At 74.7% G+C, this 25,043-nt stretch carries 23 protein-coding genes; 14 read left to right on the top strand and 9 right to left on the bottom strand.

The window, feature by feature from the left end:
- Positions 1-175: 175 nt before the first annotated feature.
- Positions 176-517 (top strand): DUF3817 domain-containing protein, encoded by a 342-nt coding sequence (locus tag OG767_RS15115; protein ID WP_405093985.1) that lies wholly within the window; start codon positions 176-178, stop codon positions 515-517.
- 47 nt (positions 518-564) lie between these two features.
- Here OG767_RS15115 and OG767_RS15120 read toward each other — a convergent pair whose 3' ends face one another.
- Positions 565-1,113, bottom strand: coding sequence for a hypothetical protein (locus OG767_RS15120; RefSeq protein ID WP_396774382.1), 549 nt, complete (start codon positions 1,111-1,113; stop codon positions 565-567).
- A 143-nt stretch (positions 1,114-1,256) separates the two neighbouring features.
- Between OG767_RS15120 and OG767_RS15125 the strand changes: the two genes are divergently transcribed.
- The 4 genes from OG767_RS15125 to OG767_RS15140 are packed head-to-tail and all read left to right on the top strand — an operon-like array spanning position 1,257 to position 5,225.
- On the top strand, positions 1,257-2,381 hold the full coding sequence (locus tag OG767_RS15125) for a Vms1/Ankzf1 family peptidyl-tRNA hydrolase (protein ID WP_405093986.1): 1,125 nt from the start codon (positions 1,257-1,259) through the stop codon (positions 2,379-2,381).
- Positions 2,374-3,258, top strand: a complete 885-nt coding sequence (locus OG767_RS15130; RefSeq protein ID WP_405093987.1) for a thiamine pyrophosphate-binding protein — start codon at positions 2,374-2,376, stop codon at positions 3,256-3,258. The genes OG767_RS15125 and OG767_RS15130 overlap by 8 nt, the downstream gene beginning before the upstream one ends.
- A complete protein-coding gene (locus tag OG767_RS15135; RefSeq protein WP_405093988.1) occupies positions 3,259-4,122 on the top strand; it encodes a thiamine pyrophosphate-dependent enzyme in 864 nt (287 codons plus the stop codon).
- 56 nt (positions 4,123-4,178) lie between these two features.
- Entirely contained in the window at positions 4,179-5,225 is a 1,047-nt protein-coding gene (locus OG767_RS15140; protein ID WP_405093989.1) for an iron-containing redox enzyme family protein, read from the top strand.
- A gap of 14 nt (positions 5,226-5,239) precedes the next feature.
- Here the strand turns inward: OG767_RS15140 and OG767_RS15145 are convergent, their stop codons facing one another.
- Positions 5,240-5,449 carry a CDGSH iron-sulfur domain-containing protein gene (locus OG767_RS15145; RefSeq protein WP_405093990.1) on the bottom strand — a complete coding sequence of 70 codons (210 nt, stop codon included), beginning with the start codon at positions 5,447-5,449 and terminating at the stop codon, positions 5,240-5,242.
- Between the two features lie 161 nt (positions 5,450-5,610).
- Between OG767_RS15145 and OG767_RS15150 the strand changes: the two genes are divergently transcribed.
- Positions 5,611-7,026 (top strand): hypothetical protein, encoded by a 1,416-nt coding sequence (locus tag OG767_RS15150; protein WP_405093991.1) that lies wholly within the window; start codon positions 5,611-5,613, stop codon positions 7,024-7,026.
- A 254-nt stretch (positions 7,027-7,280) separates the two neighbouring features.
- The gene (locus OG767_RS15155) at positions 7,281-8,414 is read left to right on the top strand and encodes a SigB/SigF/SigG family RNA polymerase sigma factor (protein WP_405093992.1); all 1,134 of its coding nucleotides are present in this window, start codon (positions 7,281-7,283) and stop codon (positions 8,412-8,414) included.
- Between the two features lie 118 nt (positions 8,415-8,532).
- On the opposite strand, the gene ctaD is transcribed toward OG767_RS15155, so the two are convergent.
- The 5 genes from ctaD to OG767_RS15180 all read right to left on the bottom strand — a co-directional run bounded on the left by ctaD (position 8,533) and on the right by OG767_RS15180 (position 14,577).
- Positions 8,533-10,536, bottom strand: coding sequence for a cytochrome c oxidase subunit I (gene ctaD / locus OG767_RS15160; protein WP_405093993.1), 2,004 nt, complete (start codon positions 10,534-10,536; stop codon positions 8,533-8,535).
- Between the two features lie 88 nt (positions 10,537-10,624).
- A complete protein-coding gene (locus OG767_RS15165; protein ID WP_405093994.1) occupies positions 10,625-11,356 on the bottom strand; it encodes an ATP-binding protein in 732 nt (243 codons plus the stop codon).
- A gap of 216 nt (positions 11,357-11,572) precedes the next feature.
- Positions 11,573-12,025 carry a DUF4383 domain-containing protein gene (locus OG767_RS15170; protein ID WP_405094223.1) on the bottom strand — a complete coding sequence of 151 codons (453 nt, stop codon included), beginning with the start codon at positions 12,023-12,025 and terminating at the stop codon, positions 11,573-11,575.
- A 388-nt stretch (positions 12,026-12,413) separates the two neighbouring features.
- The gene (locus OG767_RS15175; protein ID WP_405093995.1) at positions 12,414-13,568 is read right to left on the bottom strand and encodes a glycosyltransferase; all 1,155 of its coding nucleotides are present in this window, start codon (positions 13,566-13,568) and stop codon (positions 12,414-12,416) included.
- A 28-nt stretch (positions 13,569-13,596) separates the two neighbouring features.
- A complete protein-coding gene (locus tag OG767_RS15180; protein WP_405094224.1) occupies positions 13,597-14,577 on the bottom strand; it encodes a glucosyl-3-phosphoglycerate synthase in 981 nt (326 codons plus the stop codon).
- Positions 14,578-14,797: 220 nt separating this feature from the next.
- Here OG767_RS15180 and OG767_RS15185 point away from each other — a divergent pair, with 220 nt between their 5' ends.
- The 7 genes from OG767_RS15185 to OG767_RS15215 all read left to right on the top strand — a co-directional run bounded on the left by OG767_RS15185 (position 14,798) and on the right by OG767_RS15215 (position 23,599).
- The gene (locus OG767_RS15185) at positions 14,798-15,811 is read left to right on the top strand and encodes a Gfo/Idh/MocA family protein (protein WP_405093996.1); all 1,014 of its coding nucleotides are present in this window, start codon (positions 14,798-14,800) and stop codon (positions 15,809-15,811) included.
- Positions 15,804-16,892 carry a zinc-binding dehydrogenase gene (locus OG767_RS15190; protein ID WP_405093997.1) on the top strand — a complete coding sequence of 363 codons (1,089 nt, stop codon included), beginning with the start codon at positions 15,804-15,806 and terminating at the stop codon, positions 16,890-16,892. Before OG767_RS15185 ends, OG767_RS15190 begins: the two co-directional genes overlap by 8 nt.
- Positions 16,893-16,935: 43 nt before the next feature.
- Positions 16,936-18,681 (top strand): ABC transporter ATP-binding protein, encoded by a 1,746-nt coding sequence (locus OG767_RS15195; RefSeq protein ID WP_405093998.1) that lies wholly within the window; start codon positions 16,936-16,938, stop codon positions 18,679-18,681.
- Between the two features lie 109 nt (positions 18,682-18,790).
- Entirely contained in the window at positions 18,791-21,085 is a 2,295-nt protein-coding gene (gene secA2, locus OG767_RS15200) for an accessory Sec system translocase SecA2 (protein WP_405093999.1), read from the top strand.
- Positions 21,086-21,270: 185 nt separating this feature from the next.
- Positions 21,271-22,011 carry a GAF and ANTAR domain-containing protein gene (locus OG767_RS15205; protein WP_405094000.1) on the top strand — a complete coding sequence of 247 codons (741 nt, stop codon included), beginning with the start codon at positions 21,271-21,273 and terminating at the stop codon, positions 22,009-22,011.
- Positions 22,012-22,087: 76 nt separating this feature from the next.
- Positions 22,088-22,585, top strand: a complete 498-nt coding sequence (locus tag OG767_RS15210) for a DUF2231 domain-containing protein (protein ID WP_405094001.1) — start codon at positions 22,088-22,090, stop codon at positions 22,583-22,585.
- Positions 22,586-22,837: 252 nt separating this feature from the next.
- Complete coding sequence (locus tag OG767_RS15215; protein WP_405094002.1) at positions 22,838-23,599, top strand: class I SAM-dependent methyltransferase; 762 nt, start codon at positions 22,838-22,840, stop codon at positions 23,597-23,599.
- On the opposite strand, the gene OG767_RS15220 is transcribed toward OG767_RS15215, so the two are convergent.
- Together OG767_RS15220 and OG767_RS15225 are read right to left on the bottom strand one after the other, a co-directional pair.
- Positions 23,577-24,551, bottom strand: a complete 975-nt coding sequence (locus tag OG767_RS15220) for a DUF3500 domain-containing protein (RefSeq protein ID WP_405094003.1) — start codon at positions 24,549-24,551, stop codon at positions 23,577-23,579. The genes OG767_RS15215 and OG767_RS15220 overlap by 23 nt on opposite strands.
- Before the next feature lie 37 nt (positions 24,552-24,588).
- Positions 24,589-24,981: an ankyrin repeat domain-containing protein gene (locus OG767_RS15225; protein ID WP_107155535.1), complete on the bottom strand. Its 393-nt coding sequence runs from the start codon at positions 24,979-24,981 to the stop codon at positions 24,589-24,591.
- Positions 24,982-25,043: the final 62 nt, after the last annotated feature.

The raw sequence follows: 25,043 nt of genomic DNA on the forward strand, positions 1-25,043 counted from the left end.
GGTCAGGAAAAGGTCTAAGGAACCTTTTCTGTACCCCGAACCACCCCCACTCATCCTGCGGAGTGAAGGCCGGGCCCCCTTTTAACGCCTTCTGCATAGGCGGGGGCCCCGCTTAACAGTTCGCCGCCAGGTGGGCCGGCTACCATGGCCGCCGCGACGGAGAAGGAGTTGAGTGATGCGCGACGGGTGGATCCGGGCGTTCGTGTGGGCGGCGATCGCCGAGGCGTGCTCCTGGGCGGCGCTGCTGGCCGGCATGGCGGTCAAGTACGGGCCGCCGCGCAACGAACTCGGCGTGCAGGTGTTCGGCCCGATCCACGGCGCGCTCTTCGTCGCGTACGGGCTGCTGGTCCTCGTGGTGGCCCGACGGCGACGCTGGTCGCTGGTGTGGACCGGGCTGGCGCTGGCCAGCGCGGTGCCGCCGTTCGCCACCGTGCTGTTCGAGCGCTGGGCGCGCCGCCGCGGGCTGCTCGACGCCCCCGCTCCCGCCGAGCGTCCGCTCGCGAATGTCGGTGGTTAAGAGGGGGCCCCGCCTCTACCGCAGACGTTAAAAGGGGGCCCGTCCTTTCACGTCAGGGCGGAGCAGGCGGCGACGCCTAGCACCAGGACCAGGCCGAGGGTGGCCTGGAGCAGCAGCGCCGGGCCCAGGTGCGACCAGAGCGTCGCGGTACGCGGGGTGAGCAGCTGACCGGTGGTCAGGTTGACGATCCGCTCGATCCGGGGCGGCAGGTCCGCGTCGCGCTGCGGGCGCAGCGTGAGCTGCACGTGGTCACCGGGGTGCAGCGCGCTCTGCGGCAGGTGGCCGTGCAGTTCGACCTCGACCAGCCGGTCCGCGGCGTCGCGTACCCGGACCGGGGTGACCAGGAACTCGGGCCCCTTCTTCAGGTCCTTGAAGCTGCGCTTCGCGCCGCCACCGCCGCTGCTGAGCAACGCGCGGACCACCCGTAGCAGCAGCCCCACCACCCCCGCCGCGGTCAGCACCGTGACCAGCACCGGCTGGCCCACGCGCACCTCGCGGGCGTACCCCTCCATCAGCCGGACCAGCCGCCCGGTGACGATGCGCTCCGTCGGCCGGACGACGCGTCGGGTGTGTAGTTCCGTGTCCATGTTCACCACCGAGAGTTCCGTTCCGTGCACAGATGGTATCGGCCCTTCAGGTTGAACGACGTGAATGAACGAACGGTCACGCCCGACGGACCGGAAGGTGACATCGGCCGGGGCGCGGGTATGCGTGCGGCCGAGCTGGAAAGGGGTCGAGCATGCAGCTGTCCTTCCTGCGCCCGCTCTACGACCGTCCCGGGCCCTGGTGTTCGGTGTACCTGGACGCCTCCCGGGACACCCACGACTCGCGCCCACAGGTCGACCTGCGCTGGCGGGCCCTGAAGGGGGACCTGCTGGCCCAGGGCGCCGATCAGGTCACCGTCGAGGCGGTGGAGGAGGTGGTCCGCCGGCACCAGCCGATGCCCGGCGACTACGGCATCGCGGTCTTCGCCAGCCGGGGCCGGGTGGTGCTCACCGAGTACCTCTCCGCGCCGCCGCTGCGCGACCTGGCCACCTGGGCCGCGTTGCCGCACACCATGCCGCTTGTCGCCCAGCGCGGCGAGCAGGTCGCCTGGGTGCGGGTGCTGGCCGACCGCACCGGCGCCGACGCGATGGCGGTCAGCGCCGGCGGGGTGCCCCGGCGGGCCCAGGTGACGGGCCGGCAGAGCCGCCAGGTGCGCCGGGTGCAGCCCGGCGGCTGGTCGCAGTCCCGCTACCAGCGGGCCGCCATGGAGGCGTGGCACCACAACGCCGGCGACGCCGCCGCGGCCACCGCCGAGCTGGCCGACCGCGTCGGCGCCGACGTGGTCGTGGTGGCCGGCGACATCCGGGCCACCGGCATGATCGCCGCCCAGCTCCCGGAACGCTGGCAGGACGTGCTGGTCCGCACCGACGCCGGCTCCCGGGCCGGTGGCGCCGAGGACACCCTGATGGACGACCTCACCGTGCAGACCGTCGCCGAGGTCGCCGACCGGCGGATCGCCGCCGCGCTGGACCGGTTCGGCGTGCAGGAGGACGTCGGCGCCGGGCTCGACGCGGTGGTCGCCGCGCTGCAACGCAACCAGGTCGACACCATGCTGATCGTCGACGACGCGTCCGCCGACGGCGAGCTGTGGGTCGGCCCCGAGCCGACCGAGATCGCCACCGACCCGGCGCAGCTGGCCGACATGTCGGTGGCCGACCCGCAGAAGGTACGCGCCGACGCCGCGCTGCTGCGCGCGCTGATCGGCACCGACGCGGAGGTGACCGTGCTCGCGCCGGAGGAGGCGCCGGAACTGACCGACGGGGTCGGCGCGGTGCTGCGGTACGTCGACGCCGGCACCCCGGGGCGGGACGATGGCTGACCGTACCGTCGCCGACCTGGTGGTCGAGCGGCTACGGGCCTGGCGGGTGCCGCGCGTCTTCGGCTATCCCGGCGCGGCGCTCGACCCGCTGCTGGCCGCGCTCGACGACGCCGGCGGCGATCCGGCGTTCGTGCCGGCCCGGCACGAGGAGACCGCCGCGTTCATGGCCACCGGGCACGCCAAGTTCACCGGCGGGATCGGGGTGTGCCTGGCCACCCAGGGGCCCAGCGCGGTGCACCTGCTCAACGGCCTCTACGACGCGAAGCTGGACAGCAAGCCGGTGGTGGCGATCATCGGGGAGGACGTCAGCGGCCCGCTCGGCGGGGCGCACGAGGAGATCGGGCTGAGCCGCCTCTTCGGCGACGTGTGCAACCAGTTCGTCCGGTACGGCCGCACGCCCGACCAGGTGCCGGCGCTGCTGGACCAGGCGTTCCGGACCGCGGCGGCGACCCGCAGCCCGACCTGCGTGGTGCTGCCCCGGGCGTTGCAGGTGACGCCCGTGCCCGACCGGCTGCCACCGAATGCCGGCGTCATCACCGAGACGCCCGGCGAGCCGCTGGCCCGGGTGCTGCCGCACGACGCCGACCTGGACGCCGCCGCCTCGCTGCTCAGCGCCGGGCAGCGGGTGGCCGTGCTGGTCGGCCAGGGGGCGCACGGCGCGGCCGGGGAGGTCGTCGCGCTCGCCGACCGGCTCGGCGCGGGCGTGGCCACGTCGCTGCTCGGCAAGCCGGTGCTGGACGAGCGGCTGCCGTTCCACACCGGCGTGCTCGGCGAGGTCGGCACCACCGCCGCCGCCCAGCTCATGGGCGGCTGCGACACGCTGCTGCTGGTCGGCACGAACGATCCGTGGACCGACTGGTTCCCGCTGCCCGGCTAGGTGCGCACCATCCAGATCGACATCGACGGCCGGCGGATCGGCGCCCGCTACCCGGTCGACGTGCCCCTGGTCGGCGACGCCGCCGAGACGCTGCGGGCGCTGCTGGCCCGGGTGCCGGAACGGCGCCACGCGCAGTGGCGCGGCGTGGTGGAGAGCGCGGTGGACCGCTGGCGGACGGTCGCCGCCGACCGCGCCGCCGCCCCGGCCGAGCCGCTCAACCCGCAGCTCGTGCTCCGGGAACTGTCCGCCCGGCTGCCGCAGCGCGCGGCGGTCGCCGTCGACGTCGGCTCGGTCATCTACTGGTACGCCCGCCAGCTGGAACTGCCGCCGGGGGTGCAGGCCCGGCTCTGCGGCACGCTCGGCTCGATGGGATGCGCGCTGCCGTACGCGGTGGCCGCCAAGCTGGCCTGGCCGGACCAGCCGGTGCTGGCGCTGCTCGGCGACGGCGCGATGCAGCTCAACGGCCTGGCCGAGCTGATCACCGTGGCGCACCACTGGACGGAGTGGCCGGACCCCCGGCTGGTCGTGCTGGTGCTGAACAACCGCGACCAGTCCGGCGTGGGCGGCGGGCGTACGCCGGGCGACCGGCGACCCGACGTGCCGTACGCCGGATGGGCCCGGCTGCTCGGGCTGCACGGCGTCCGGGTGGACCGGCCGGACCTGATCGGACCGGCCTGGGACGAGGTGCTCGCCGCGGACCGGCCCAGCGTGCTGGAGGCGGTGGTGGACCCGGCCGTGCCGCTGGACGTGCCCGAGCCCGCGCTGGCCGACCTGCGCGGCCTGATGACGGACGGCGACGCGGCCCGGCGGGTGCGGGACCGGGTGATCCAGACCGAGGCCATCGCCGCCGAGGACCTCGTTTAGCCGGACCCGGGTGGGGCACTGCGACCAGGCGTTCGCCGGTCCCCGGGAGGTCCCGCTTGTCCATCGTCACCGATCGTCGCTACGGTCCCGCCCCGCTGCCGGCGGCCCGCGGGCCGGTCTCGGCCGCGCTGCTCACCGCGCTGCGCGGCTCGCCCGGCGCGTTGCCGGCCGGGTTGGGCGACCGGTTCGACGAGACGGCGGCGTCGCTGACCGACGAGGATCTCCAGCTCACCCTCTTCCTCTGCTACGAGCTGCACTACCGCGGGTGGCGGGGCGTGACCGACGAGTGGGAGTGGGAGCCGTCCCTGCTGGCGCTGCGGGCCCGGGCGGAGCGTCCGTTCGAGGCGGCGCTGCGGGAGCTGGCCGGGCCACTGCCGGCGGTGCTGCCGGCCGCCCTGCCGGCGACGCTGATCGACGTGGTGGCCGCGGACGACGGTCCCGCGCTCGCCGCCACCCTGCAACGCCGTGCCGACCTGGCGCAGTTCCGCGAGTTCGTCGCGCACCGCTCGATCTACCACCTCCGGGAGGCCGACCCGCACAGCTGGGCGTTGCCCCGGCTCGGCGGCCCGGCGAAGGCGGCGCTCGTCGAGATCCAGATGGACGAGTACGGCAACGGCCGGCTGGACCGGATGCACGCGGAGCTGTTCCGCGCCACCATGGACCGGCTCGGCCTGGACACCGGCTACGCCGCCCACCTGGACCGGGTGCCGGCGGTGACACTGGCGCTCAACAACCTGATGTCGCTGTTCGGGCTGCACCGGCGGCTGCGCGGGGCGCTGCTCGGCCACCTGGCCGCGTACGAGATGACCTCGTCGCTGCCGAACCGCCGGTACGGTAACGGGTTGCGCCGGCTGGGCTTCGACGCCGTCGCCACCCGCTTCTACGACGAGCACGTCGAGGCGGACGCGGTGCACGAGCAGATCGCGGCGTACGACCTGTGCGGCGGGCTGGTCCGCGCGGAGCCGGCGCTCGCCGGGGACGTGCTGTTCGGGGCCGCCGCCGCGCTGGCGCTGGACCGTCTCTTCGCCACCCACCTGCTGTCCGCCTGGTCGGCGGGGCGTTCGTCGCTGCGGCCGGCCACCGCCGCCCTGGCCGCCGCCTGAGCCATCCGCGTGGATCAGGGGGCGCGGAAGTCGGCGACCTTGTGGGTGCCGTCGCAGAACGGCTTGATCGCGCTCTTGCCGCAGCGGCACAGCGCCACCGTGCCCCGGCGCGCCGCGATCGGCTCGCCCTCCGGCGTGACCAGCGCGAAGTCGCCGCGCACCAGCAGCGGTCCGTCCCGGTACGGGGTGATGGTCGCCGCCGGGGCGCTCTGGTCGTCGGGCATGCGCGGTGCAGTGCCCGTCCCGCCGCGGCCCAAACCCGCACCCGGCGTGCCGTTGCGCCCGTGGCGGCGGGGGAGCGGCGCGACGGCACCCGACCGGGGATTGGTCCGGCGCGTGGGGAGATGACCCGTTTAGACCCCAGACGGACGGGAAGCCGGCCCGCGTGGTGAGCGAACGAGTCGAGCGCGGACCGGCGGCCGGGACCACGTTGCCCGGTGACCGGGCGGTCGCGGCGGGCAGCGCGGCCCGGATCCTGGTCGCCGCGACGGCCCGGGCGCTGCGCGGCGACGACTGCGGCGACCTCGGTCACGCCGGCTCGCTGTCCCGGCTCGGCGGGGCCCCGGAGGCGGTACGGCGCGTCGCCGCCGGCCGCGCGGCCGGTCGGGCGGCGCTCACCGCCGCCCAGGTCACCCGCGTCGACGCCGAGCGGGTGGCCGACTGGTTCGTCGCCCAGTACCCGGGCCGGCGCTGGCCCGGGGCGGTGCTCGGCTCGCCGCACGGTGCCGCGGCCCACCTCGCGGTGGTGCTCGGCGTGCCCTGGCTGCCCGCCGGCTTCGAACTCGCCGGGCAGTGGGGCCGGGGCGCGGTGGACCGCCCGGACGCCGCGCTCGACCACGGTGCCGCGCTGGCCGGCCGGCTGCTCGCCGGCAACCCCCGGGTGCACGTGCGGCAGGTGCACTGCCCGGCCAGCCGGGGCGTGGCGGTCGGCGCCGCGGTCACGCTCGCGGTCCGCTGGCGGACCCTGCCCGAGGCGTACGCGCGGTTCCTGGCCGACCGGCTGGAGCCGGCCGCGCCCGTGCTGCTGTTGCACGACGCGCGTACGTGGCCGGTGCGGGACGACGGCGGCGGCCACAGCTTCCAGGCCGGCTGCCCGGCCAGCGGCCTCGACCCGGTCGACTTCCACCCGGACGCCCCGGCGCTGCGCCACGTGCTGCGCGCGGCCGGCGGTGACGAGACGCGCTGGCGCGCCCCGGAGGTCACGGCGTCGGGGGCGTTCGCCGAACACGGCGTGGAGTCCGGTTTCGAGCACGGCGCCCGGGAGTGGGGCGACACCCGGGGCCACCCGCTGCACCGGGTGGTCGTGCCGCAGCCGGACGCGCTGAGCGCGGCCACCGCGGACCTCTACCGACGCTGGCTGCGCCGGGCCGGCAAGACCGGGGACCGGCTGGTGGTGGAGTGCGGCCGGCTGCTCGACCCGGGACAGGTGCTGCGCGCCGGCCTGGTGCCCTACTGGTGCGAGAACGCCACCCGGCGTCGGGTGCAGGGCGCCGAGTGGTGGCTCGCCGGCAGTGAGCCGTTCAGCTCGGTGGACGTGCTGCCGGAACCGCCCGGCCTGCGTTCGCCGGCGCTCGCCGGCCTGTCCCAGTGGCTGGCGGTGGCCGGCTTCGGGCGCCGGCGGCGCGCCCTGGACCGGGGCACGGCCCGCGGATACCCGGTCACCTCGGTACCGACCCGACGTGCCACGGAGGTGTTGCGCAACCAGCCCTGTGACCTGCCCGCGCCGCCGCCGATGCCGATGGCGGAGGCGCTCGCCGCGCTCCGGGACGCGGGCGCCCACCAGGGCCTGCTGGTCTGCTGAGCGCGGGCCACCACGCCGACGGGCACGGCCCGCCGGCCAACCTGGCGAAACATCCTCGCGAACCGACGGTCCGTGATTGAGTACCTACGGAGCGGGAAGACCGCTCGCCGCGACCCGGCCACGACGCCGCGCGGCGGGCAGCCACCGCTTCCGACGTATCCGTCACGTAACCAACTTCCTCACCCGGGACGTGGCTTGACCACGTGCGCAACCGGTTCCGGCCGGGCGGGGGATCTTCGGCGAGGGAGGCGCGGATGTTCGGACAGACCACCACACCCACCCCACCGACCACCGACCGGGGTCTGGAGGACCTCGACGCGGCGGCGCTCGCGTACGCGGCCCGGATCGAGGGGCTGCCACCCGAGCGGCGGCAGGAGGCACGGGACGACCTGGTCCGCTTCGCGTTGCCGTTCGCCGGGCGGCTGGCCCGCCGGTACCGGGGTCGCGGGGAGCCGTTGGAGGACCTGGAACAGGTCGCCCGCCTCGGCCTGGTCAACGCCGTCGACCGGTACGACCCGGAGCGCGGCTCGTTCACCGCGTACGCGGCGATCACCATCGTCGGTGAGATCAAACGACACTTCCGCGACCGCACCTGGGGCGTGCACGTGCCACGCCGGCTGCGCGACCTGATCCTCGAGGTGGGGCAGGCGACCGCGACGCTGACCAGCGAGCTGTCCCGGGCCCCGTCGGTCGCCGAGCTGGCCGAGCGGCTGGAGACGCCGGAGGAGGAGATCCTCGCCGCGCTGGAGTCGGCGGCCGGCTACAGCCCGGCCTCGCTCAACGCGCCGGTCGGTGGCGAGAGCTCGGCCGAGTTCGGGGACCTGGTCGGCGAGTCCGACAACGCGCTGGAGTCGGTCGACGACCGGGTCACGGTCAGCGGCCTGCTGCACCGACTGCCCTGGCGGGAGCGGCGGATCCTCGCCATGCGCTTCTACGGCAACCAGACCCAGGCCGAGATCGCGGCCCGGTTCGGCATCTCCCAGATGCACGTGTCCCGGTTGCTGTCCCGGGCGCTGACCTGGCTGCGCCAGGCGATGCTCGCCGACGCCCCGCAGCCCTGGCAGAACGGCACGGCCGAGGCGGAGCCGGCCAGGTCCCGGATCTCGGTGCGGCAGAACGGCGACCGGGTGGTCGTCGAGGTCGGCGGCGAGGTGGACCGGGCCGGCGCGGACCAGCTGCGCCGGGCGGTGCTGGAGGCGGTCACCGGGCAACCCCGCGAAGTGGTGGTCGACCTGGTGGGCGCGGGCGGCTTCGACGCCGGCGGGATCGCCGCGCTGATGGCCGGCCGGGACGCCGCCGCCCGGACCGGGGTGCCGTTGCGGCTGACCCGGGTGCAGCCCGCGGTGCGCCGCTCGCTCACCGCCGCCGGCCTGCCCGCCGCCGACTGAGCCGCCGTACGCCACACGCCGGCCCGTCGACGACGACGGGCCGGCACGGTGCGCGGCATCCGTGGTGTTAAGCGGGGCCCCCTGCTCTGCCGGAGGCGTTAACAGGGGGCCCCTCCTTTCAGTTCTCCGGGGTGTCGCCGTGCCCGCGCGGGTGCCGCCACCTTTCGTTCGGCTGGTCCTCGCGCGGGGCGCCGAGGGTCGTCTCCTCCGGCTCGTCGGTCTCCTCGAAGCTGGGGCGGCGTACGTCCTCGGGCTCCGGCACGTCCACCGGCCGGGCGCCGGACTGCGGCGCGGGCTGGTACTCGACGGCCTCCCGGGCCCCGTGCGCGCCCTCGGCGGCCGGCGACTCCTTCGCGTACCGCACGTGGTGGAACTCCTCGGCGAGACTCTGCGGCGGCTTGGTGGTGCGCTGCGGCAGGTCGCGGCCGAGGTCGGAGACGAGCGGGCCGTACTTGGCGTCGAACGCCGGCCGTTCCGAGCGGATCCGGGGCATCCGGTCGAAGTTGCGCAGCGGCGGCGGGCAGGTGGTGGCCCACTCCAGCGAGTTGCCGAACCCCCACGGGTCGTCCACGGTGACCATCGCGCCGTACCGCCAGGACTTCCAGACGTTGTAGATGAAGAACAGCGTCGACGCGCCGAGCACGAACGACCCGACGGTGGAGATCTCGTTGAGCCCGGTGAAGCCGTCGCCGGGCAGGTAGTCGGCGTACCGGCGGGGCATGCCCTCGTTGCCGAGCCAGTGCTGCACCAGGAACGTGGCGTGGAAGCCGAGGAACATGGTCCAGAAGTGCATCTTGCCCAGCCGCTCGTCGAGCAGCCGGCCGGTCATCTTCGGGAACCAGAAGTAGATGCCGCCGAACGCGGCGAACACGATGGTGCCGAAGAGCACGTAGTGGAAGTGCGCCACCACGAAGTACGAGTCGGTGACGTGGAAGTCGACCGGCGGGCTGGCCAGCAGCACGCCGGTCAGGCCGCCGAGCAGGAACGTGACCAGGAAGCCGACGGCGAACAGCATCGGCGTCTCGAACGTGAGCTGTCCCTTCCACATGGTGCCGATCCAGTTGAAGAACTTCACCCCGGTCGGCACCGCGATCAGGTAGCTCAGGATGCTGAAGAACGGCAGCAGCACCTGGCCGGTGGCGAACATGTGGTGCGCCCAGACCGCCATCGACAGCACCGTGATGGCGAGCGTGGCGAGCACCAGCCCGGTGTAGCCGAAGATCGGCTTGCGGGAGAAGACCGGGATGATCTCGGTGATGATGCCGAAGAACGGCAGCGCGATGATGTAGACCTCGGGGTGCCCGAAGAACCAGAACAGGTGCTGCCACAGCATCGGCCCGCCGGTGGTCGGATCGTAGACGTGCGAGTGCAGGATCCGGTCCGAGGCGAGCGCGAACAGCGCGGCCGCCAGCAGCGGGAACACGAAGATCACCAGCACGCTGGTGAGCAGCAGGTTCCAGGTGAAGATCGGCATCCGGAACATGGTCATGCCGGGCGCGCGGAGGGTCAGGATCGTGGTGATCATGTTGACCGCGCCGAGGATCGTGCCCAGACCGGAGACGGCCAGCCCGACCACCCACATGTTCGCGCCCACACCCGGCGAGTGCTGCGCGGTGCTCAGCGGCGTGTACGCGGTCCAGCCGAAGTCCGCCGAGCCCTGCGGCGTGAAGAACCCGCCCACCGTGATGGCCGCGCCGAAGAAGTAGAGCCAGTACGCGAACGCGTTGAGCCGGGGGAACGCCACGTCCGGCGCGCCGATCTGCAACGGCACCAGGTAGTTGCCGAACCCGAACACCATCGGCGTCGCGAACAGCAGCAGCATGATCGTGCCGTGCATGGTGAACATCTGGTTGTACTGCTCGGGGGAGAGCAGTTGCATCCCCGGCCGGGCCAGCTCGGCGCGGATCAGCATCGCCATGAAGCCGCCGATGATGAAGTACGCGAACGACGTGGCCAGGTAGAGCAGGCCGATCAACTTGGCGTCGGTGGTGCGCAGCAACCGCCACAGCGAGTTGCCCTTCACCGCCTCCCGGACCGGGCCGGGATATCCGCCGAACCGGGCCGGCGCGAGGATCGCCGGCCCGCGGTCGTGTGCCGGATCCGTGACTACTCGCTTGGGCATGGCATCTCACCCCAGGTGACGACAGACAGGACGGGCGCGCGTACCCGTCCCCTCTGCCCATGAAACCAGGCGAGAGCGGAGAATTCGGTCAGTTCGCCGGGAGCATGGCCCAGACGACCTTGCCGGCGCCGACCGGCGTGCTGCCCCAGCGCTGGGTCAGCTCCCGCACCAGCATCAGCCCCCGGCCGCCCTCCGCGCGGGGATCACGGCCGGTCGCCGCGTACGCCTCGGCGGGGCTGCCGTCCATCACCGCCACCCGCAGGTACGGTCGGCGCAGCGTCAGCGTGACGTGCATCGGCGTGCCGGCGTGCCGGACCACGTTGCCGACCAGCTCGCTGAGCACCAGCGAGGCCGGCCCGGCCAGCTCCGGCACGTTCCACCGGCCGCACGCCTCGGTGACCAGCTCCCGGGCCCGCCGGCAGGCCCCGGCGACCGGCTCCAGCCGGGCCCGCAGCCGGGGCGCCGCAGCGGTGCCGGCCAGCGCCGTCGCCTCCGCGCAGTCCCGGCGCACCGGCACCACCCGGCAGGCGGTGGTCTCGTTCAGCCAGGCGGCGGTCTCCCGGGGCGGGGCGGAGAGCACCATCGGCACCGCCGGCCAGTCGGCCGCCCGCCGGGCCGCCGCCGCGAACACGGACAGCGCCAGCGGGTCGGTGACGTCGATCTCCTGAAGGTCGACCACGAGCGCGTCCGGTTGCGCGGCGAGGCAGCGGTCCAGCACCTCGTGCACCGCACGCATCGTGCCCAGGTCGAGCAGCCCGGCCAGCCGTACGACGGTGACCGGGGACTCGTCGCGGACCTCGCACCTGATCCGGGTCGACATCGGGCCCTCGTTTCCAACTCGTCGGGAGGCTACCGACGTACCCGCCGTCCGAACCACCGAAACCGGCCATCCGGCGCGTCCCGTCGCAGCTCACGCCAGCAGCGCACCGCCGCCCGCCGCCCAGCGGGCTGCAGATTCACGGAAAGAGGGGCTATCCGACGCCGGATAGCCCCTCTTTCCGTGAATCTGCGTGGGGGGCGTTGGGGGTGGGTGGGGTCAGCGGTGGTGGTTGCGGCGGGAGGCGAGCAGGGCCAGCGTCAGCATGGCGGCGCCCAGCAGCAGGTGCAGCCATGTGTCGGCGCCGTTCACCGCCAGCACGTTCGCCTCGGTACGCCGGTCGACGGCCAGGCCGAACAGCCAGAGCACCAGGTAGACCGCGCCGCCGCCGAGCAGGAACGCCCGGGCGCCGGGGACCGTCCGGGACAGCAGCAGGCCGGCGACGCCGAACGCCAGGTGGACGACGTTCTGCACCACCGACACCTGGAACAGCCCGAGCAGTCGGGCGCCGGACGCCGGACCGGCGAACCGCAGGTCGGCGAAGGAACTGGTGACGCCCGGCACGAAGCCCAGCACGCCGAGCAGCAGCAGGAGCACCGCGACGCCGGAGGCGGCCCGGCGCACCGGCGCCCGGCCGTCGGCCGGGTTGCGCCGCGCCCGGGAGTGCGCCATCGAGTTCGTCACGCCGGCCTCCTCGCCACCGCGGGGAAGCCGACGGTTTCCCCAGCCCACCGGCGGCAAACGCCGACCCACCCGCGCCGAAGGCCGGGCCACGCCGACCCACCCGCGCCGAAGGCCGGGCCACGCCGACCGACCCGCGCCGAAGGCCGGGCCACGCCGACCGACCCGCGCCGAAGGCCGGGCCACGCCGACCGACCCGCGCCGAAGGCCGGGCCACGCCGACCGACCCGCGCCGAAGGCCGGGCCACGCCGACCCACCCGCGCCGAAGGCCGGGCCACGCCGACCGACCCGCGCCGAAGGCCGGGCCACGCGGGCCTGCCGGCGGCAAACGCCGGCCCGGCCACGGGAGGGCGGCCGGGCCGGCGGGGGTGCCGTCGATCAGGCGGGCTGCAACGGTCGTGCGGCGCCCTGGCGGACCCGGTCGTAGAGCGCGACGTAACGCTCGGCCATCCGGGCCGGGGTGAACCGGTCGGCCGCCTCGCGCCGGCACTCGTCGGCGTCCAGCCGGCCGGCGGCGAGCACCAGGTCGCCCAGCTCGTCCTCGTCGGCGGTGAGCAGGCCGGTGCGGCCGTGCTCGATCAGCTCCGGCAGGCAGCCCCGCGAGGTGGCCACCACCGGCGTGCCCAGCGACAGGGACTCGACCACCGCCGTGCCGCCCGGCTCCTCCCAGCGCAGCGGGAACAACGACGCGCGCGCGGAAGCGACCAGGTCGTCGCGCTCCTGCCCGGCCACCGTGCCGACCCAGCGCACCCGGTCACCGTCGACGTACGGGGCGACGTGGTCGTGGAAGAACCGCACGTCCGGGTTCTGCCGCGCCTCGTCGCCGGCCGCGGCCAGGTCCTCCGGGCGGTGGTACGGCCCGACCGGGCCGGCCAGCACCAGCCGGAAGCCGGCCTCCCGGGCCAGCCGGGCGCCAAGGTCCTGCCCCTTCCCCGGGTTGATCCGGCCGAGGATCACCACGTGGTCGCCCTTGGGCGTCCCCGGACGGCGGTCCGCGTCGACCGCCAGCGGGGTGGACAGGTGCACGTGGCCGACCGAGTGCTCCCGCAGCGCGCGGGGAGCGCGGGCGAGCTGCGAGGCCGACACCCCGTTGACCCGCACCCGGTCACCGCCGTCGAGGTTGCCGTACAGCTCCGGATGCTTGGCCAGGTCCCAGTGCAGGGTGTGCAGCACCGGCGGCGCGTCCGGGCCCATCGCGGCCAGCGTGGCCAGCCCGACCGCCTCCACGTGGTCGTGCACCAGGTCGATGTCGTCGCGGGCGTGCACCGCCCGCACCACATGCGCCAGGTGCGCCTGGGACACGCCGCAGACCTGGTTGTACGGCCGCTGCAACGCGTGGAACTGCCCGTCCGGGAAGACCGCGATCTTCTCGTCGACCGGCAGCGTGCTGCTCTCCACCGAGGCGAGCACCACCCGGACGCCGAGGCGGCGCAGCTCCGGCACCAGCGTGGCCACCACGTTCTCGATCCCGCCGTACCCGGGCGGTGGCACGGACAGCCACGGCCCGGCGTTCATCAGCACGGTGAGCGTCATGCGCTGCCTCTTCTCTCGGCTGTCGGAATCACGCGGCGACCCGGCGGCGCGGGACGCGGTGCCGCAACTGGGCCAGCGGCGGGCGTTCCTCGACCGAGACGTCGTTGACCACGATCTCCCGGTCCAGGTTGGGCAGCGCCTCCGAGCCGCCCCGACGGAACTGGGTGAGCAGCGGGGTCGGCATCGTCCCGGGCGCCGCCCAGCCGCGCCGCTGGAGCCGGGACCAGGCGGTCAGCATGATCTGCGCCGACATCCGGCCCAGCGCGGCGGTGTCCTGGTGCCGGTGCTTGCGCTCGCCCAGGTCGACCTGGGCCAGCGCGTCCAGCCCGACCAGCTCCAGCAGGTCGATGAGCATCGCCGTCTCGACGCCGTACCCGGTGACGAACGGCACCCGTTCCAGCACGGTGCGGCGGCCCGCGTACTCGCCGGCCAGCGGCTGCACGAAGCCGGCCAGCTCCGGCCAGAACAGGTTGAGCAGCGGCCGGGCCATCAGCTCCGTCACCCGGCCGCCACCGTCGGGCTCGACCCCGGTGGCACCGACCAGCGGCCGGTGGTAGAAGCCCTTGACGAACTCCACGCTGGGGTCGGTGAGCAGCGGCCCGAGCAGCCCGGTGACGAAGTGCGGCCGGAACTCGCGCAGGTCGGCGTCGACGAACGCGACCACGTCCCCCTCGGCCGCGGCCAGCCCGGCCCACAGCGCGTCGCCCTTGCCGGTGAGCCGCGGCAACCCGCGCGTCATCGCGTCCTGCCCCACCACCTCGGCGCCGGCCGCGCGGGCCACCTGGGCCGTCCGGTCGGTGGACCGGGAGTCCACCACGATCAGCTCGTCGACGAGCGGCACACGGTCCATCAGGTGCTCGCGGATGGTCGACACGATCGCGCCGACCGTGGCCTCCTCGTTACGCGCCGGCAGCACCACGCTGACCCGGCTGGTTCCCTTGGCCCGGACCAGCCGGTCGGCCGTCCAGTCGTCGGCCGCACTGGTGCGGTACGTGGCCCACGCCTCCACCACAGGTGAGACGATCGAATCTGACTCCCGCACGGGCACCCCCCATTGGTTGCGGAATCGCAAGTATGTGTTTCCCAGTTCCGGACCCGCGCTAACCGATCCTGCCCAATGGTGTGATCACGGGGATGAACGTCACGTTGCGCGCGAGGTCGCGTTTGCCGCGTCACCGCCGGGGGGAGTGCTGTCCGCAGTCTTTCAGTCACGTCGAGAGGGCGGCAGGATGCGGGTGGGACTGGTCGGAGCCGGTGGGGTGGCGCAACGCCACGCCCGGGTGCTCACGGGCTTCGAGGACGTGGAACTACTCGGCGTGACGGATGTCGCGCCGGAGGCGGCGGAGGCGCTCGCCGGCACGTACGGCGGCCGGGTCTTCGCCGACGTGGCCGAGCTGCTCGCCGCCGGCCCGGACGCGGTGTACGTCTGCGTGCCGCCGTTCGCGCACGGCCCGGCCGAGGAGGCGGTGATCGCCGCCGGCGTGCCGATGTTCGTGGAGAAGCCGGTCGCGGTCGACCTGGAGACGGCCGAGCGGGTCGCCGCGCTGGTGGAGCAGCGCGGGCTGCGCACCGGCGTCGGCCACCACTGGCGCTACCTGCGCGTGGTGGAGGAGGCCCGGCGGCTGCTCGCCGACCGTCCGGTGCGGATGGTCAACGGGGCCTGGCTGGACAAGGTGCCGCCGGTGGCCTGGTGGGCGCGGCGGGAGCGGTCCGGTGGTCCGGTGGTGGAGCAGGCCGCGCACGTGCTCGACCTGATCCGGGTGCTGGTCGGCGAGGTCACCGAGGTGACCGCGTACGGCGACGGCACCCCGCCGCCGGTCGACGGCGCCGACATCGACTCGGTGACCGCGGCCACGCTGCGGTTCGCCTCCGGCGCGGTCGGCACGCTCGCCGCGGCCTGCGTGCTCACCTGGAAGCACCGGGCCGGCCTGGAGATCCTCGCCGACGGGCTGGCGTTGTCGCTGGCCGAGGACGGCCTGACGATCTCCGACGCCGACGGCGAGCGGCACGTGCCCGCCGACCCGGACGACGCGCGGGTCGCCGTCGACCGGGCGTTCGTCGACGCGGTCCGCGGCGTCGGCGACGACGTCCGCGTCCCGTACGCCGAGGCGTTGCGCACCCAACGGCTGGCGCTCGCGGTGGCCGAGTCGGCGCGGACCGGCCGGCCGGTGGCGCTGCCGACCGGCCCGGCGGCCCGGCTCACCGCCGCGGTGGCCGACGCGGGGGTGACCGTCGATGCGTGACCGGGTGGTGGTGGTCAGCGGCCCGGGCCGGGTCGAGCTGGTCGAGCAAGACGCGCCCGAGCTGCGCGAGGGCACGTTCCGGGTGGAGACGCTCTACAGCGGCGTCTCCGCCGGCACCGAGCTGAGCTACGTCAAGGGCACCAACCCGTACCTGCACGTCACCTGGAACGCCGGTCTCGGCCTGTTCCAGCCGGGCGAGGCGAGCACCCCGTACCCGGTGACCCGGCTCGGCTACATGCAGGTCGGCCGCGTGGTGGAGAGCCGGACCCCGGCGGTCGCGGTGGGCACGGTCGGCGCGATGACGTACGGGCACCGCAGCGGCTGGGTGGCCGATCCGGTCGCCGAACGGTTCGTGCCGCTGCCCGACGACCTCGATCCGCTGCTCGGCGTCTACGTGGCGCACATGGGGCCGATCTGCGCCAACGGTCTGCTGCACGCCGCCGCCGACCTGTGCGGCACCGACGTCCGGACGCTGGGCGACGGGGTCCGTGGCCGCCGGGTGGCGGTGGTCGGCAGCGGCGTGGTCGCGCTGCTCACCGCGCTGTTCGCGCGCCGCCACGGGGCCGCCTCGGTGGTCGTGGTGGACCCCACCCCGGCCCGCCGGCAGGTGGCCGAGGCGCTCGGCCTGGAGACGCTCGACCCGGAGGCGGACGACCCGGCCATGGTGCTCAAGACGCGGTGGAACCATACCGCCGGGGACCGCGGCGCGGACGTGGTCTTCCAGTGCCGCGGCCAGGACTGGGCGTTGCAGCTCGCGCTGCGGCTGCTGCGGCCCCAGGGCACGGTGATCGACCTGGCGTTCTACCAGGGCGGCGCGGACGCGGTCCGGCTCGGCGAGGAGTTCCACCACAACGGACTGTCGCTGCGCTGCGCGCAGATCGGCCGGGTGCCGCGCGGGCTGGCCCCGACCTGGGACCGGGAGCGGCTCTCCGCGGAGACGGTGGAGCTGCTGCGCCAGTACGGCGACCAGATCCGCAAGCATCTCGTCTCCGCGGTGGTGCCGCTGGACGAGGCGCCGGCGCTGCTCACCGACCTGGCCGAGCGTCGCCGCTCGGAGCTGCAGGTGGTGCTGACCGGCTGACCGGGCGCCCCGGGCCGGCCCGGCGGCCGGCTACCGTTCGGTCATGACCGCCGACGCCGGCCCGACGCCGGGACTCGCCGCTCTGCTGCCCTACCTGCGCGCCCACCGCGGCACCCTCGTCGCGGTGGGCGCGTTGTCGCTCACCGGGGCCGCCGCCGCGCTGGCCCAACCGCTGCTCACCCGCACCGTGCTGGACCGGATCACCGCCGACCGCCCGGCCACCACGCTGGTGGTGGCGCTGGTCGCGCTGGTGCTGGTCGGCGCGTTGCTCGGCGGGCTCCGCGACTACCTGTTGCAACGCACCGCCGAAGGGCTCGTGCTGGGCCTCCGGCGGCGGCTCGCCGGCCACCTGCTGCGCCTGCCGATCGCCGAGTACGACCGGCGCCGCACCGGCGACCTGCTGTCCCGGGTGGGCGCCGACACCACGTTGCTGCGGGCGGTGGTCACGTCCGGCCTCTTCGAGACCGTCACCGGGGCGGTGATGGTGGTCGGCGCCGGCACCGCCATGCTGCTGCTGGACCCGCTGCTGTTCGGGGTGACGCTGGCGTCGGTCGCGGTCGGCGTGGGGTTCGCCGTCACGGTCGCCCGCCGGGTGCGCGGGCTGTCCCGCCGCGCCCAGGAACGGGTCGGCGAGATGACCTCCGCCGTCGAGCGGGCCATCTCCGCGGCCCGGACCATCCGGGCCAGCCGCGCCGAGGAGCGGGAGACCGGCACGGTGGTGGCGAGCGCGACCGCGGCGTACGACGCCGGGCAGCGGGTGGCCCGCGCCCAGGCGGTGGTGGGACCGGTCAGCGCGGTCACCGTGCAGGGCGCGTTCCTGCTGGTGCTGGCCGTGGGCGGGGCGCGGGTGGCGGCCGGGGCGATCAGCGTGGGCGACCTGGTCGCGTTCGTGATGTTCCTGTTCTTCCTGGTGCTGCCGCTGGGCCAGGCGGTGCACGCGTACACCCAGTTGCAGAGCGGGCTGGGCGCGCTGGCCCGGATCGAGGAGATCCTCACCGTGCCGGGCGAGAGCGCCGGCGACCGGCCCGGGCGGGTGGACGTGCCGGCCGCCGCCGCGCCGGCCCGGGTGGAGTTCGACCGGGTCGGCTTCGGTTATCCCGGTGGCCCGCCCGTGCTGCACGAGGTGAGCTTCACGGTGCCGGCCGGCACCCGCACCGCCCTGGTGGGCCCGTCCGGCGCCGGCAAGTCCACCCTGCTGGCGCTCGTCGAGCGCTTCTACGAGGCGGGCGAGGGCGCGGTCCGCCTGGACGGCGTGGACGTGCGGGAGCTGCCCCGGGACGCGTTGCGCGCCCGGCTCGGCTACGTGGAGCAGGAGGCGCCGGTGCTCGCCGGCACGCTACGGGACAACCTGCTGATCTCCACGCCCGGCGCCACCGACGACCGGTTGCGCGCGGTGCTCGACGAGGTCAACCTGGGCCACCTCGCCGACCGGACCGCGGACGGGCTGGACGTGCAGGTGGGGGAGGGTGGCGTGCTGCTCTCCGGCGGGGAGCGGCAGCGGCTGGCCATCGCCCGGGCGCTGCTGGCCGGGCCGCCGGTGCTGCTGCTCGACGAGCCGACCAGCAACCTCGACGCCCGCAACGAGGCGGCGCTGCGGCGGGCGATCGACGCGGTGGCGGTGCGCCGCACCCTGCTGATCGTGGCGCACCGGCTCTCCACGGTGGTGGACGCCGACCAGATCGTGGTGCTCGACGGCGGCCGGGTGGTGGCGGTCGGCACCCACGACGAGTTGACCACCACCAGCCCGCTCTACCGGGAGCTGGCCACCCACCAACTGCTCGTGGCCTGATCCGCCCGGACGGTCGGGAACCGGTCGGGCCGGTGATTTCCGGACACGGTCCGGCTCCGGCGGTGGGCGGGGGTCACAATCGGCTGCGGTTCGCGTACCGTTGCGGCTCATGGGTGTGTCGCAACGGTTCAAGACCAGGTTCCGCCGGTTCCTCCAGCGCCCGGGGACGACGGTCGACCTGGCCCCGCTGGAGAAGCTGCTGCCGGCGATCGAGTCCCGCGAGGCGGAGCTGGAGCAGCTCTCCGACGCCGAGCTGACCGAGGCCGCCGGCCGGGCCGAGAAGTACGAGGAGATCTGCGCGATCGGCCGCGAGGCGGCCCGCCGCGGGCTCGACCAGCGCCCCTACGACGTGCAGCTGCTCGGCGCCATGGCGCTGCTCTCCGGCAAGGTCGCCGAGATGGCCACCGGTGAGGGCAAGACGCTCACCGCGACCGTCGCCGCGTACGGGCACGTCCGGCTCGGCAACGGCCCGGTGCACGTGCTCACCGTCAACGACTACCTGGCCCGCCGCGACGCCGAGTGGATGCAGCCGGTCTACACGCTGCTCGGGCTCACCGTCGGGTGGGTCAACGAGGCGTCCACCCCGGAGGAGCGCCGCGCCGCGTACCGCTGCGACGTCACCTACGTGTCGGTCAGCGAGGCCGGCTTCGACTACCTGCGCGACCAGCTCGTCACCGACGTGGCCGAGCGGGTGCAGCCGCCGCTGAAGACCGCGATCGTGGACGAGGCCGACTCGATCCTGATCGACGAGGCGCGGGTGCCGATGGTGCTCGCCGGCGCGGTCCCCGGCGAGCAGGACCCGGTGCACGCCGCCGCCGCGCTGGTGCGTGGCCTGCGCAAGGGCAGGCACTACACGGTGGCCGAGGACGGCCGCAGCGTCGCCTTCACCTCGGTCGGCCTGGCCACGGTCGAGGCGAAGCTCGGCGGCATCGACCTGTACGACGAGGAGCACGTCGGGCAGCTCTCCGCGGTGAACGTGGCGCTGCACGCGCACGCGCTGCTGCACCGCGACGTCGACTACATCGTGCGGGACGACTCGGTCGAGCTGATCGACGAGATGCGCGGCCGGGTCGCGCAGCGCCGCCGTTGGCCGGACGGGCTCCAGGCCGCGGTCGAGGCGAAGGAGGGGCTGGACGCCAGCGCCGAGGGCGAGGTGCTGGGCACCGTCACCGTGCAGGCGTACATCGCGCTCTACCCGACGGTCTGCGGGATGACCGCGACCGCGGTGCTCGTCGGCGACCAGCTCCGGGAGTTCTTCGGCCTCGAGGTGGCGGTGATTCCACCGAACACCCCGTGCGTCCGGGAGGACGAGCCGGACCGGATCTACGCCACCCGCGCCGAGAAGGAGGAGGCGCTGGTCGACGAGATCACGCGCTGCCACCGGGCGGGGCGTCCGGTGCTGGTCGGCACGCTCGACGTGAAGGAGTCCGAGGGGCTGGCCGCCGCGCTGCGCGCCGCCGACGTGCCGTGCGTGGTGCTCAACGCCAAGAACGACGACGAGGAGGCCGGCATCATCGCCGAGGCCGGCGCGTACGGCGCGGTGACGGTCTCCACCCAGATGGCCGGCCGGGGTGTCGACATCCGGCTCGGCGGCAGCGACCAGTCCGACCAGGAGCGGGTCGCCGAGCTGGGTGGCCTCTACGTGATCGGCAGCGGCCGGCACGACAGCCGCCGGGTCGACGACCAGCTTCGTGGCCGGGCCGGCCGGCAGGGCGACCCGGGCGGGTCGGTCTTCTTCGTCAGCCTGGAGGACGACCTGGTCGTCAGGCACGCCGGCGACACCGTGCCGGCGTCGCCCCGGATGAACGCCGACGGCCTGGTCACCGACCCGCAGGTGGACTACGCGGTCGAGCACGCCCAGCGGGTCGCCGAGGGCGTCAACCACGAGATCCACCGCAACACCTGGCGCTACAGCCACGTGATCGAGCAGCAGCGCAAGGCGCTCGCCGAGCGGCGGGAGCGGCTGCTGACCTCCGACATCGCCGCGCTGATGCTGTTGGAGCGGGTGCCGGAGAAGGCCGGCGAGATGGACGAGGACCTGCTCGCCGAGGTGTCCCGTTCGATCGCGCTCTACCACCTGGACCGGCTCTGGGCCGAGCACCTGGCCGAGCTGTCCGAGGTGCGCGAGGGCGTGCACCTGCGAGCGCTGGGCCGGCTCGACCCGCTCGACGAGTTCCACCGCAGCGCGGTGCCGGCGTTCAACGCCCTGATGCCGGAGATCGAGACGCGCACCATCGCCACGTTCGAGGAGACCGAGTTCGACGAGGGGTGGGAGCCGGACGCGTCGAAGCTGGTGCGGCCGAGCGCCACCTGGACGTACCTCGTGCACGACAACCCGTTCGGCTCGGAGCTGGACCGGCTGATCGCCTCGGTGGGCCGGCGGCTCATCTCCGGGTCCCGCTGACCCGGTGCGCAGGGGCCCCTCCGGTCGGGCACGGCCGGAAGGGGCCCTTTTGCGCGGTTTCGAGGTCGGCCGGCGGGGGTAGTAGGCCGAGGCTCGGTCGAAGAGAGGACGAACATGGCACAGGCAACGGCGCCGGACGGGAACACCGCGTGGACGGACGCGGGGGCGGTGGGGGCCGTGGTGCGGTGAACCTCGACACCCGTCTACCCATGACCGACGACCTGGGCGTGCTGGAGACCGCCGCGCTGCTGCGCGAGCTGACCGCCGGCCTGATCGGTGTCGCGGAGTTCGACGAGGCGCTGGACCGCCTGGTCCGGATCGCCCGGGACGCGGTGCCCGGCGTGGACTGCTGCGGCTTCACCGCGTTGCGCGCCGGCGAGCCCGCCGGGGTGGCCGCCTCCGACCCGCGGTTCGCCGAGCTGGACGACCTGCGGCACGGCCCGGACACGCCGGCCCTGACCGCCATCCGCCGACGCGAAATGATCATCGCGGGCGGCCTGGCGGAGGAGTCGCGCTGGCCGACCTGGAGCATCCGCGCCCGCGCGCTCGGCGTGCACGGCGTGATCTCCGCGCCGGTCGACGTGGACGAGCAGGTCATCGGCGCGATCAACCTGTACGCGTCGGCGCCCGGCGCGCTCACGCCGAGTCACCAGCTCACCGCGATGCTGCTCGCCGAGCACGCGGGCCTGCTGCTCGCCGCGGTCCGCGACCGCGAGCGGGCGGTCGCCCGGGCCGGCCAGCTCGACGGCGCGTTGCTGGCCGAGGGTGTGATCGGGCAGGCCGTCGGCGTGATCATGACGCAGCGGGGCTGTCCCGCGGCGGAGGCGCTGGACGTGCTCCGCAGCGCGGCGTCCTCGTTGGACATCCCGCTGCGCGAGGTGGCCGAGCGGCTGGTGCTCACCGTCTCCCGTCCCCGGGACAACTGACCGACAGTCGTTTCGCCCCACCGGGGGTCGGGTAGCACCCTGGACTGGTGAACCGCGCCGACGTGGGGAGGACGCGATGGAGAGCCGACTTCGGGTGCAGGGGCACCCCATTCAACCGATGCTGGTGACGTTCCCGTTCGGGCTCTTCGTCAGCGCCGCGGTGTTCGACCTGGCTGATGTGGCGGGCGGTCCGGCCTTCCTCGGCGAGGTGGGCTACTGGACGGCGGTCGCCGCGCTGGTCGCCGCCGGGCTCGCCACGGTCGCCGGGCTGGTCGACCTGTGGGACGTGCGGATTGGCCGCGCCAACCGGACCGCCATCACGTTCAACCTGGTCAACGCCGTGATGGCGGCGATGTTCCTGCTCACCTGCCTGATCCGGGCGCACGCGCCGCAGCGCGGCGCGACCGGTGGCCAGCTCGCCACCGAGCTGGTGGCGCTGGCGGTGGGCGCGGTCGGGGTGGGCCTGGGCGCGCGGCTGATGCAGCAGTCCGACCGGGGCCGAGCCGCCGAGCCGACCGGCCTGGAGACGATTCCCGGGGCCACCGTCGAGATCGTCCGTCCACGCCCCTTCTGACCATCACCGGCAGCCTGTTCGGTGGCGGCGCCGGGCGGGTCGCGGCGGGCAGACAGGTGAGGTGAGCGCGGTATGCCTCCTGGTCATAATTATGACCAGGAGGCATACCGCTGGTGGGTGGACTGTCCTCCCCGGCCGTCACGTCGCGTGAGCACGTCGACCCGCACGCGCGGACCGGGAAGGGCCACGGCCCGGGGAGCGGCACGGAAATCGCGTTGCCGGCCGTCGTCCACCGGCGGCAGGCTCGGGCCCATGGTCACCGAACGCGGGTTCGACGAACTGGTCGCCGAGGCCGAAGCGGCGTCGGTCGAGGGATGGGGCTTCTCCTGGCTGGCCGGGCGGGCCACCGAGGAGCGCCCGCCGTGGGGCTACGCCCGTCTCCTCGGGGCCCGGCTGGCGGCCGTCGACGCCGCCCTGGACATCGACACCGGCGGCGGCGAGGTGCTGGCCGAGGCGGCGTCCGCGCCGCCACCGCTGCTGGTCGCCACCGAGGCCTGGCCGCCGAACGTGCCGGTGGCCCGGCGCAACCTGAGCCGCGTCGGTGGTCACGTCGTCCGGGTCGGCGACCGGCCGCCGCTGCCGTTCCGCGACGCGGCGTTCGACCTGGTGGTCAGCCGGCACCCGGTGGACACCCGGTGGGACGAGGTGGCCCGGGTGCTGCGCCCCGGCGGCAGCTTCCTCTCCCAGCAGATCGGCCCCGGCACGGTCCGGGAACTCAGCGAGGCGATCCTCGGGCCGCTGCCGCCACCGGAGCACCGCCATCCGGAGCACGCGGTCGCCGCCGCCGAGGCCGCCGGACTGACCGTGGTGGACCTGCGGACCGCCACGCTGCGTACCGTCTTCCAGGACATCGGCGCGGTGGTCTGGTTCCTGCGCAAGGTGGTCTGGACCGTGCCCGGCTTCACCGTCGACCGGCACCGGGCCGCGCTGCGCCGGCTGGACGAGCGGATCCGGGCCGAGGGGCCGTTCGTGGCCCACGCCCGGCGGTTCCTCATCGAGGCGCGTCGCCGGTGACCGGGCGGTGCGCGGCGGCGTGGTGCGCGGCCAGCACGTCGGCGCCGAAGTCGCCGGCCGGGCGGCGCAGCACGGTGTGCGCGTGGTTGCCGTCGTCGGTGGTGTTGTCGTACTCGATCAGCAGGTCGTCGCCCTGCACCCGGTAGTAGTGCCGCAGGCCCGGCTCCACCGGCCCGGCCCAGGCGAAGTGCAGCTCGCCGCCGTCGAGCCGGGCCGCCTCGCGAGCGGCCAGGTCGGCCGGGAGCCGGTCGAGGTAGAGCGCGACCAGGCGGTCGAGCAGCGCGCGCCCGGTCGGCCCGAGCCGGCCCCGGGGCACGCCGAGCGGGTCGAGCCGGCCGGGCGCGGTGGCCCGGGTGGCGCTGATGATGTCGGCCGGGGCCTCCTCGGCGATCACCGCGGCGGCCCGCCCGCCGGGGCCGAGCGCGTCCAGCAGTTCGCGGGCCAGGTCCTCCTCCGGGCCCAGCGGCCGGGAGACCGGGCGGCCGCCGTGCCGCACGGTGGCCGGGTTCGCGCCGAGGAAGATCGGGGCGGGGGAGACCCGGTCGTCGGCGACCGTCATGCTCACCGACAGGTGGTGCCCCTCGAACCGCCACGCCCAGCGGTCGTCGCGGGCCGGGTCGCCGAAGATCGCCACCCAGTAGTCACCGCTGTGCCGGCCGCGCCGCCAGCCCTCCGCCCGGTCCAGCACCTCTTCGAGCGCCACCACGGCCATGGCCTGCGCGTACGCGGCGGGGCTGAGCGCGGTGGCGAGCAGCCGGTGGGCGGCCTTGCGGGCGGCGACGTCGAGGTCGGCGACCGGGACGCCGGGCCGGGGCCGGGGCCGGTACTCCAGCCACCGGCGGGCCGGCGCGTCGTCGAACTCGTGCCGGGCGCGTCGCCGGGCCGGCTCGTCCAGCGCCGCCAGCAGCGCCGTGGCCGCGGTGCGCATCTGCTCGGGTACGGGATCCTCCACCGCACCTGTATACGCCCCGCGCGGCGGGCCCGGGTGCTCAGTCGCGCCCGAGCTGCGTCAGCATCTCCGGCAGCGTGAAGAACCGGGCGGTCTCCACCGCCGAGGGGGCGCCGTGGTCCGGGTCGGCGCCGGCGTCGAGTAGCGCCCGGACCGCTGCCGCGTTCTGCCGGAACACGGCCGCGGCCAGCGCGGTCTGCCCCCGGTCGTTGACCCGGTCCGGGTCGGCGCCACGGTCGAGCAACGCGGCCACGGTCTCCGGCCGGGCATGGTAGGCGGCCAGGATCAGCAGCGTGTCGCCCTTGGCGTTGGTCAGGTTGACCGGCAGTCCCGCGTCCACGTTGGCCGCCAGTTCCGCGGTCTCGCCGGCGCGGGCCAGGTCGAACATCCGGTGGGCGAAGGCGACGGTCTCGGCGTCCAGTTCGTCGGGCACCCGCCCAGGTTAGGGCGTCGCGGCCGGCGTCGCCTGGTAGCTTGCGCAGCCGGCACGGGAGG

The sequence above is a fragment of the Micromonospora sp. NBC_01392 genome (genome assembly GCF_045040125.1).
GTDB lineage: Bacteria > Actinomycetota > Actinomycetes > Mycobacteriales > Micromonosporaceae > Micromonospora.

Excerpts from the sequence above, each read along its gene's own strand:
- OG767_RS15115 (WP_405093985.1), top strand. The coding sequence starts at position 176 with ATGCGCGACGGGTGGATCCGGGCGTTCGTGTGGGCGGCGATCGCCGAG.
- OG767_RS15125 (WP_405093986.1), top strand. The coding sequence starts at position 1,257 with ATGCAGCTGTCCTTCCTGCGCCCGCTCTACGACCGTCCCGGGCCCTGG.
- OG767_RS15130 (WP_405093987.1), top strand. The coding sequence starts at position 2,374 with ATGGCTGACCGTACCGTCGCCGACCTGGTGGTCGAGCGGCTACGGGCC.
- OG767_RS15145 (WP_405093990.1), bottom strand. The coding sequence starts at position 5,449 with ATGCCCGACGACCAGAGCGCCCCGGCGGCGACCATCACCCCGTACCGG.
- OG767_RS15155 (WP_405093992.1), top strand. The coding sequence starts at position 7,281 with ATGTTCGGACAGACCACCACACCCACCCCACCGACCACCGACCGGGGT.
- ctaD (WP_405093993.1), bottom strand. The coding sequence starts at position 10,536 with ATGCCCAAGCGAGTAGTCACGGATCCGGCACACGACCGCGGGCCGGCG.
- OG767_RS15165 (WP_405093994.1), bottom strand. The coding sequence starts at position 11,356 with ATGTCGACCCGGATCAGGTGCGAGGTCCGCGACGAGTCCCCGGTCACC.
- OG767_RS15170 (WP_405094223.1), bottom strand. The coding sequence starts at position 12,025 with ATGGCGCACTCCCGGGCGCGGCGCAACCCGGCCGACGGCCGGGCGCCG.
- OG767_RS15175 (WP_405093995.1), bottom strand. The coding sequence starts at position 13,568 with ATGACGCTCACCGTGCTGATGAACGCCGGGCCGTGGCTGTCCGTGCCA.
- OG767_RS15185 (WP_405093996.1), top strand. The coding sequence starts at position 14,798 with ATGCGGGTGGGACTGGTCGGAGCCGGTGGGGTGGCGCAACGCCACGCC.
- OG767_RS15190 (WP_405093997.1), top strand. The coding sequence starts at position 15,804 with ATGCGTGACCGGGTGGTGGTGGTCAGCGGCCCGGGCCGGGTCGAGCTG.
- OG767_RS15195 (WP_405093998.1), top strand. The coding sequence starts at position 16,936 with ATGACCGCCGACGCCGGCCCGACGCCGGGACTCGCCGCTCTGCTGCCC.
- secA2 (WP_405093999.1), top strand. The coding sequence starts at position 18,791 with ATGGGTGTGTCGCAACGGTTCAAGACCAGGTTCCGCCGGTTCCTCCAG.
- OG767_RS15210 (WP_405094001.1), top strand. The coding sequence starts at position 22,088 with ATGGAGAGCCGACTTCGGGTGCAGGGGCACCCCATTCAACCGATGCTG.
- OG767_RS15215 (WP_405094002.1), top strand. The coding sequence starts at position 22,838 with ATGGTCACCGAACGCGGGTTCGACGAACTGGTCGCCGAGGCCGAAGCG.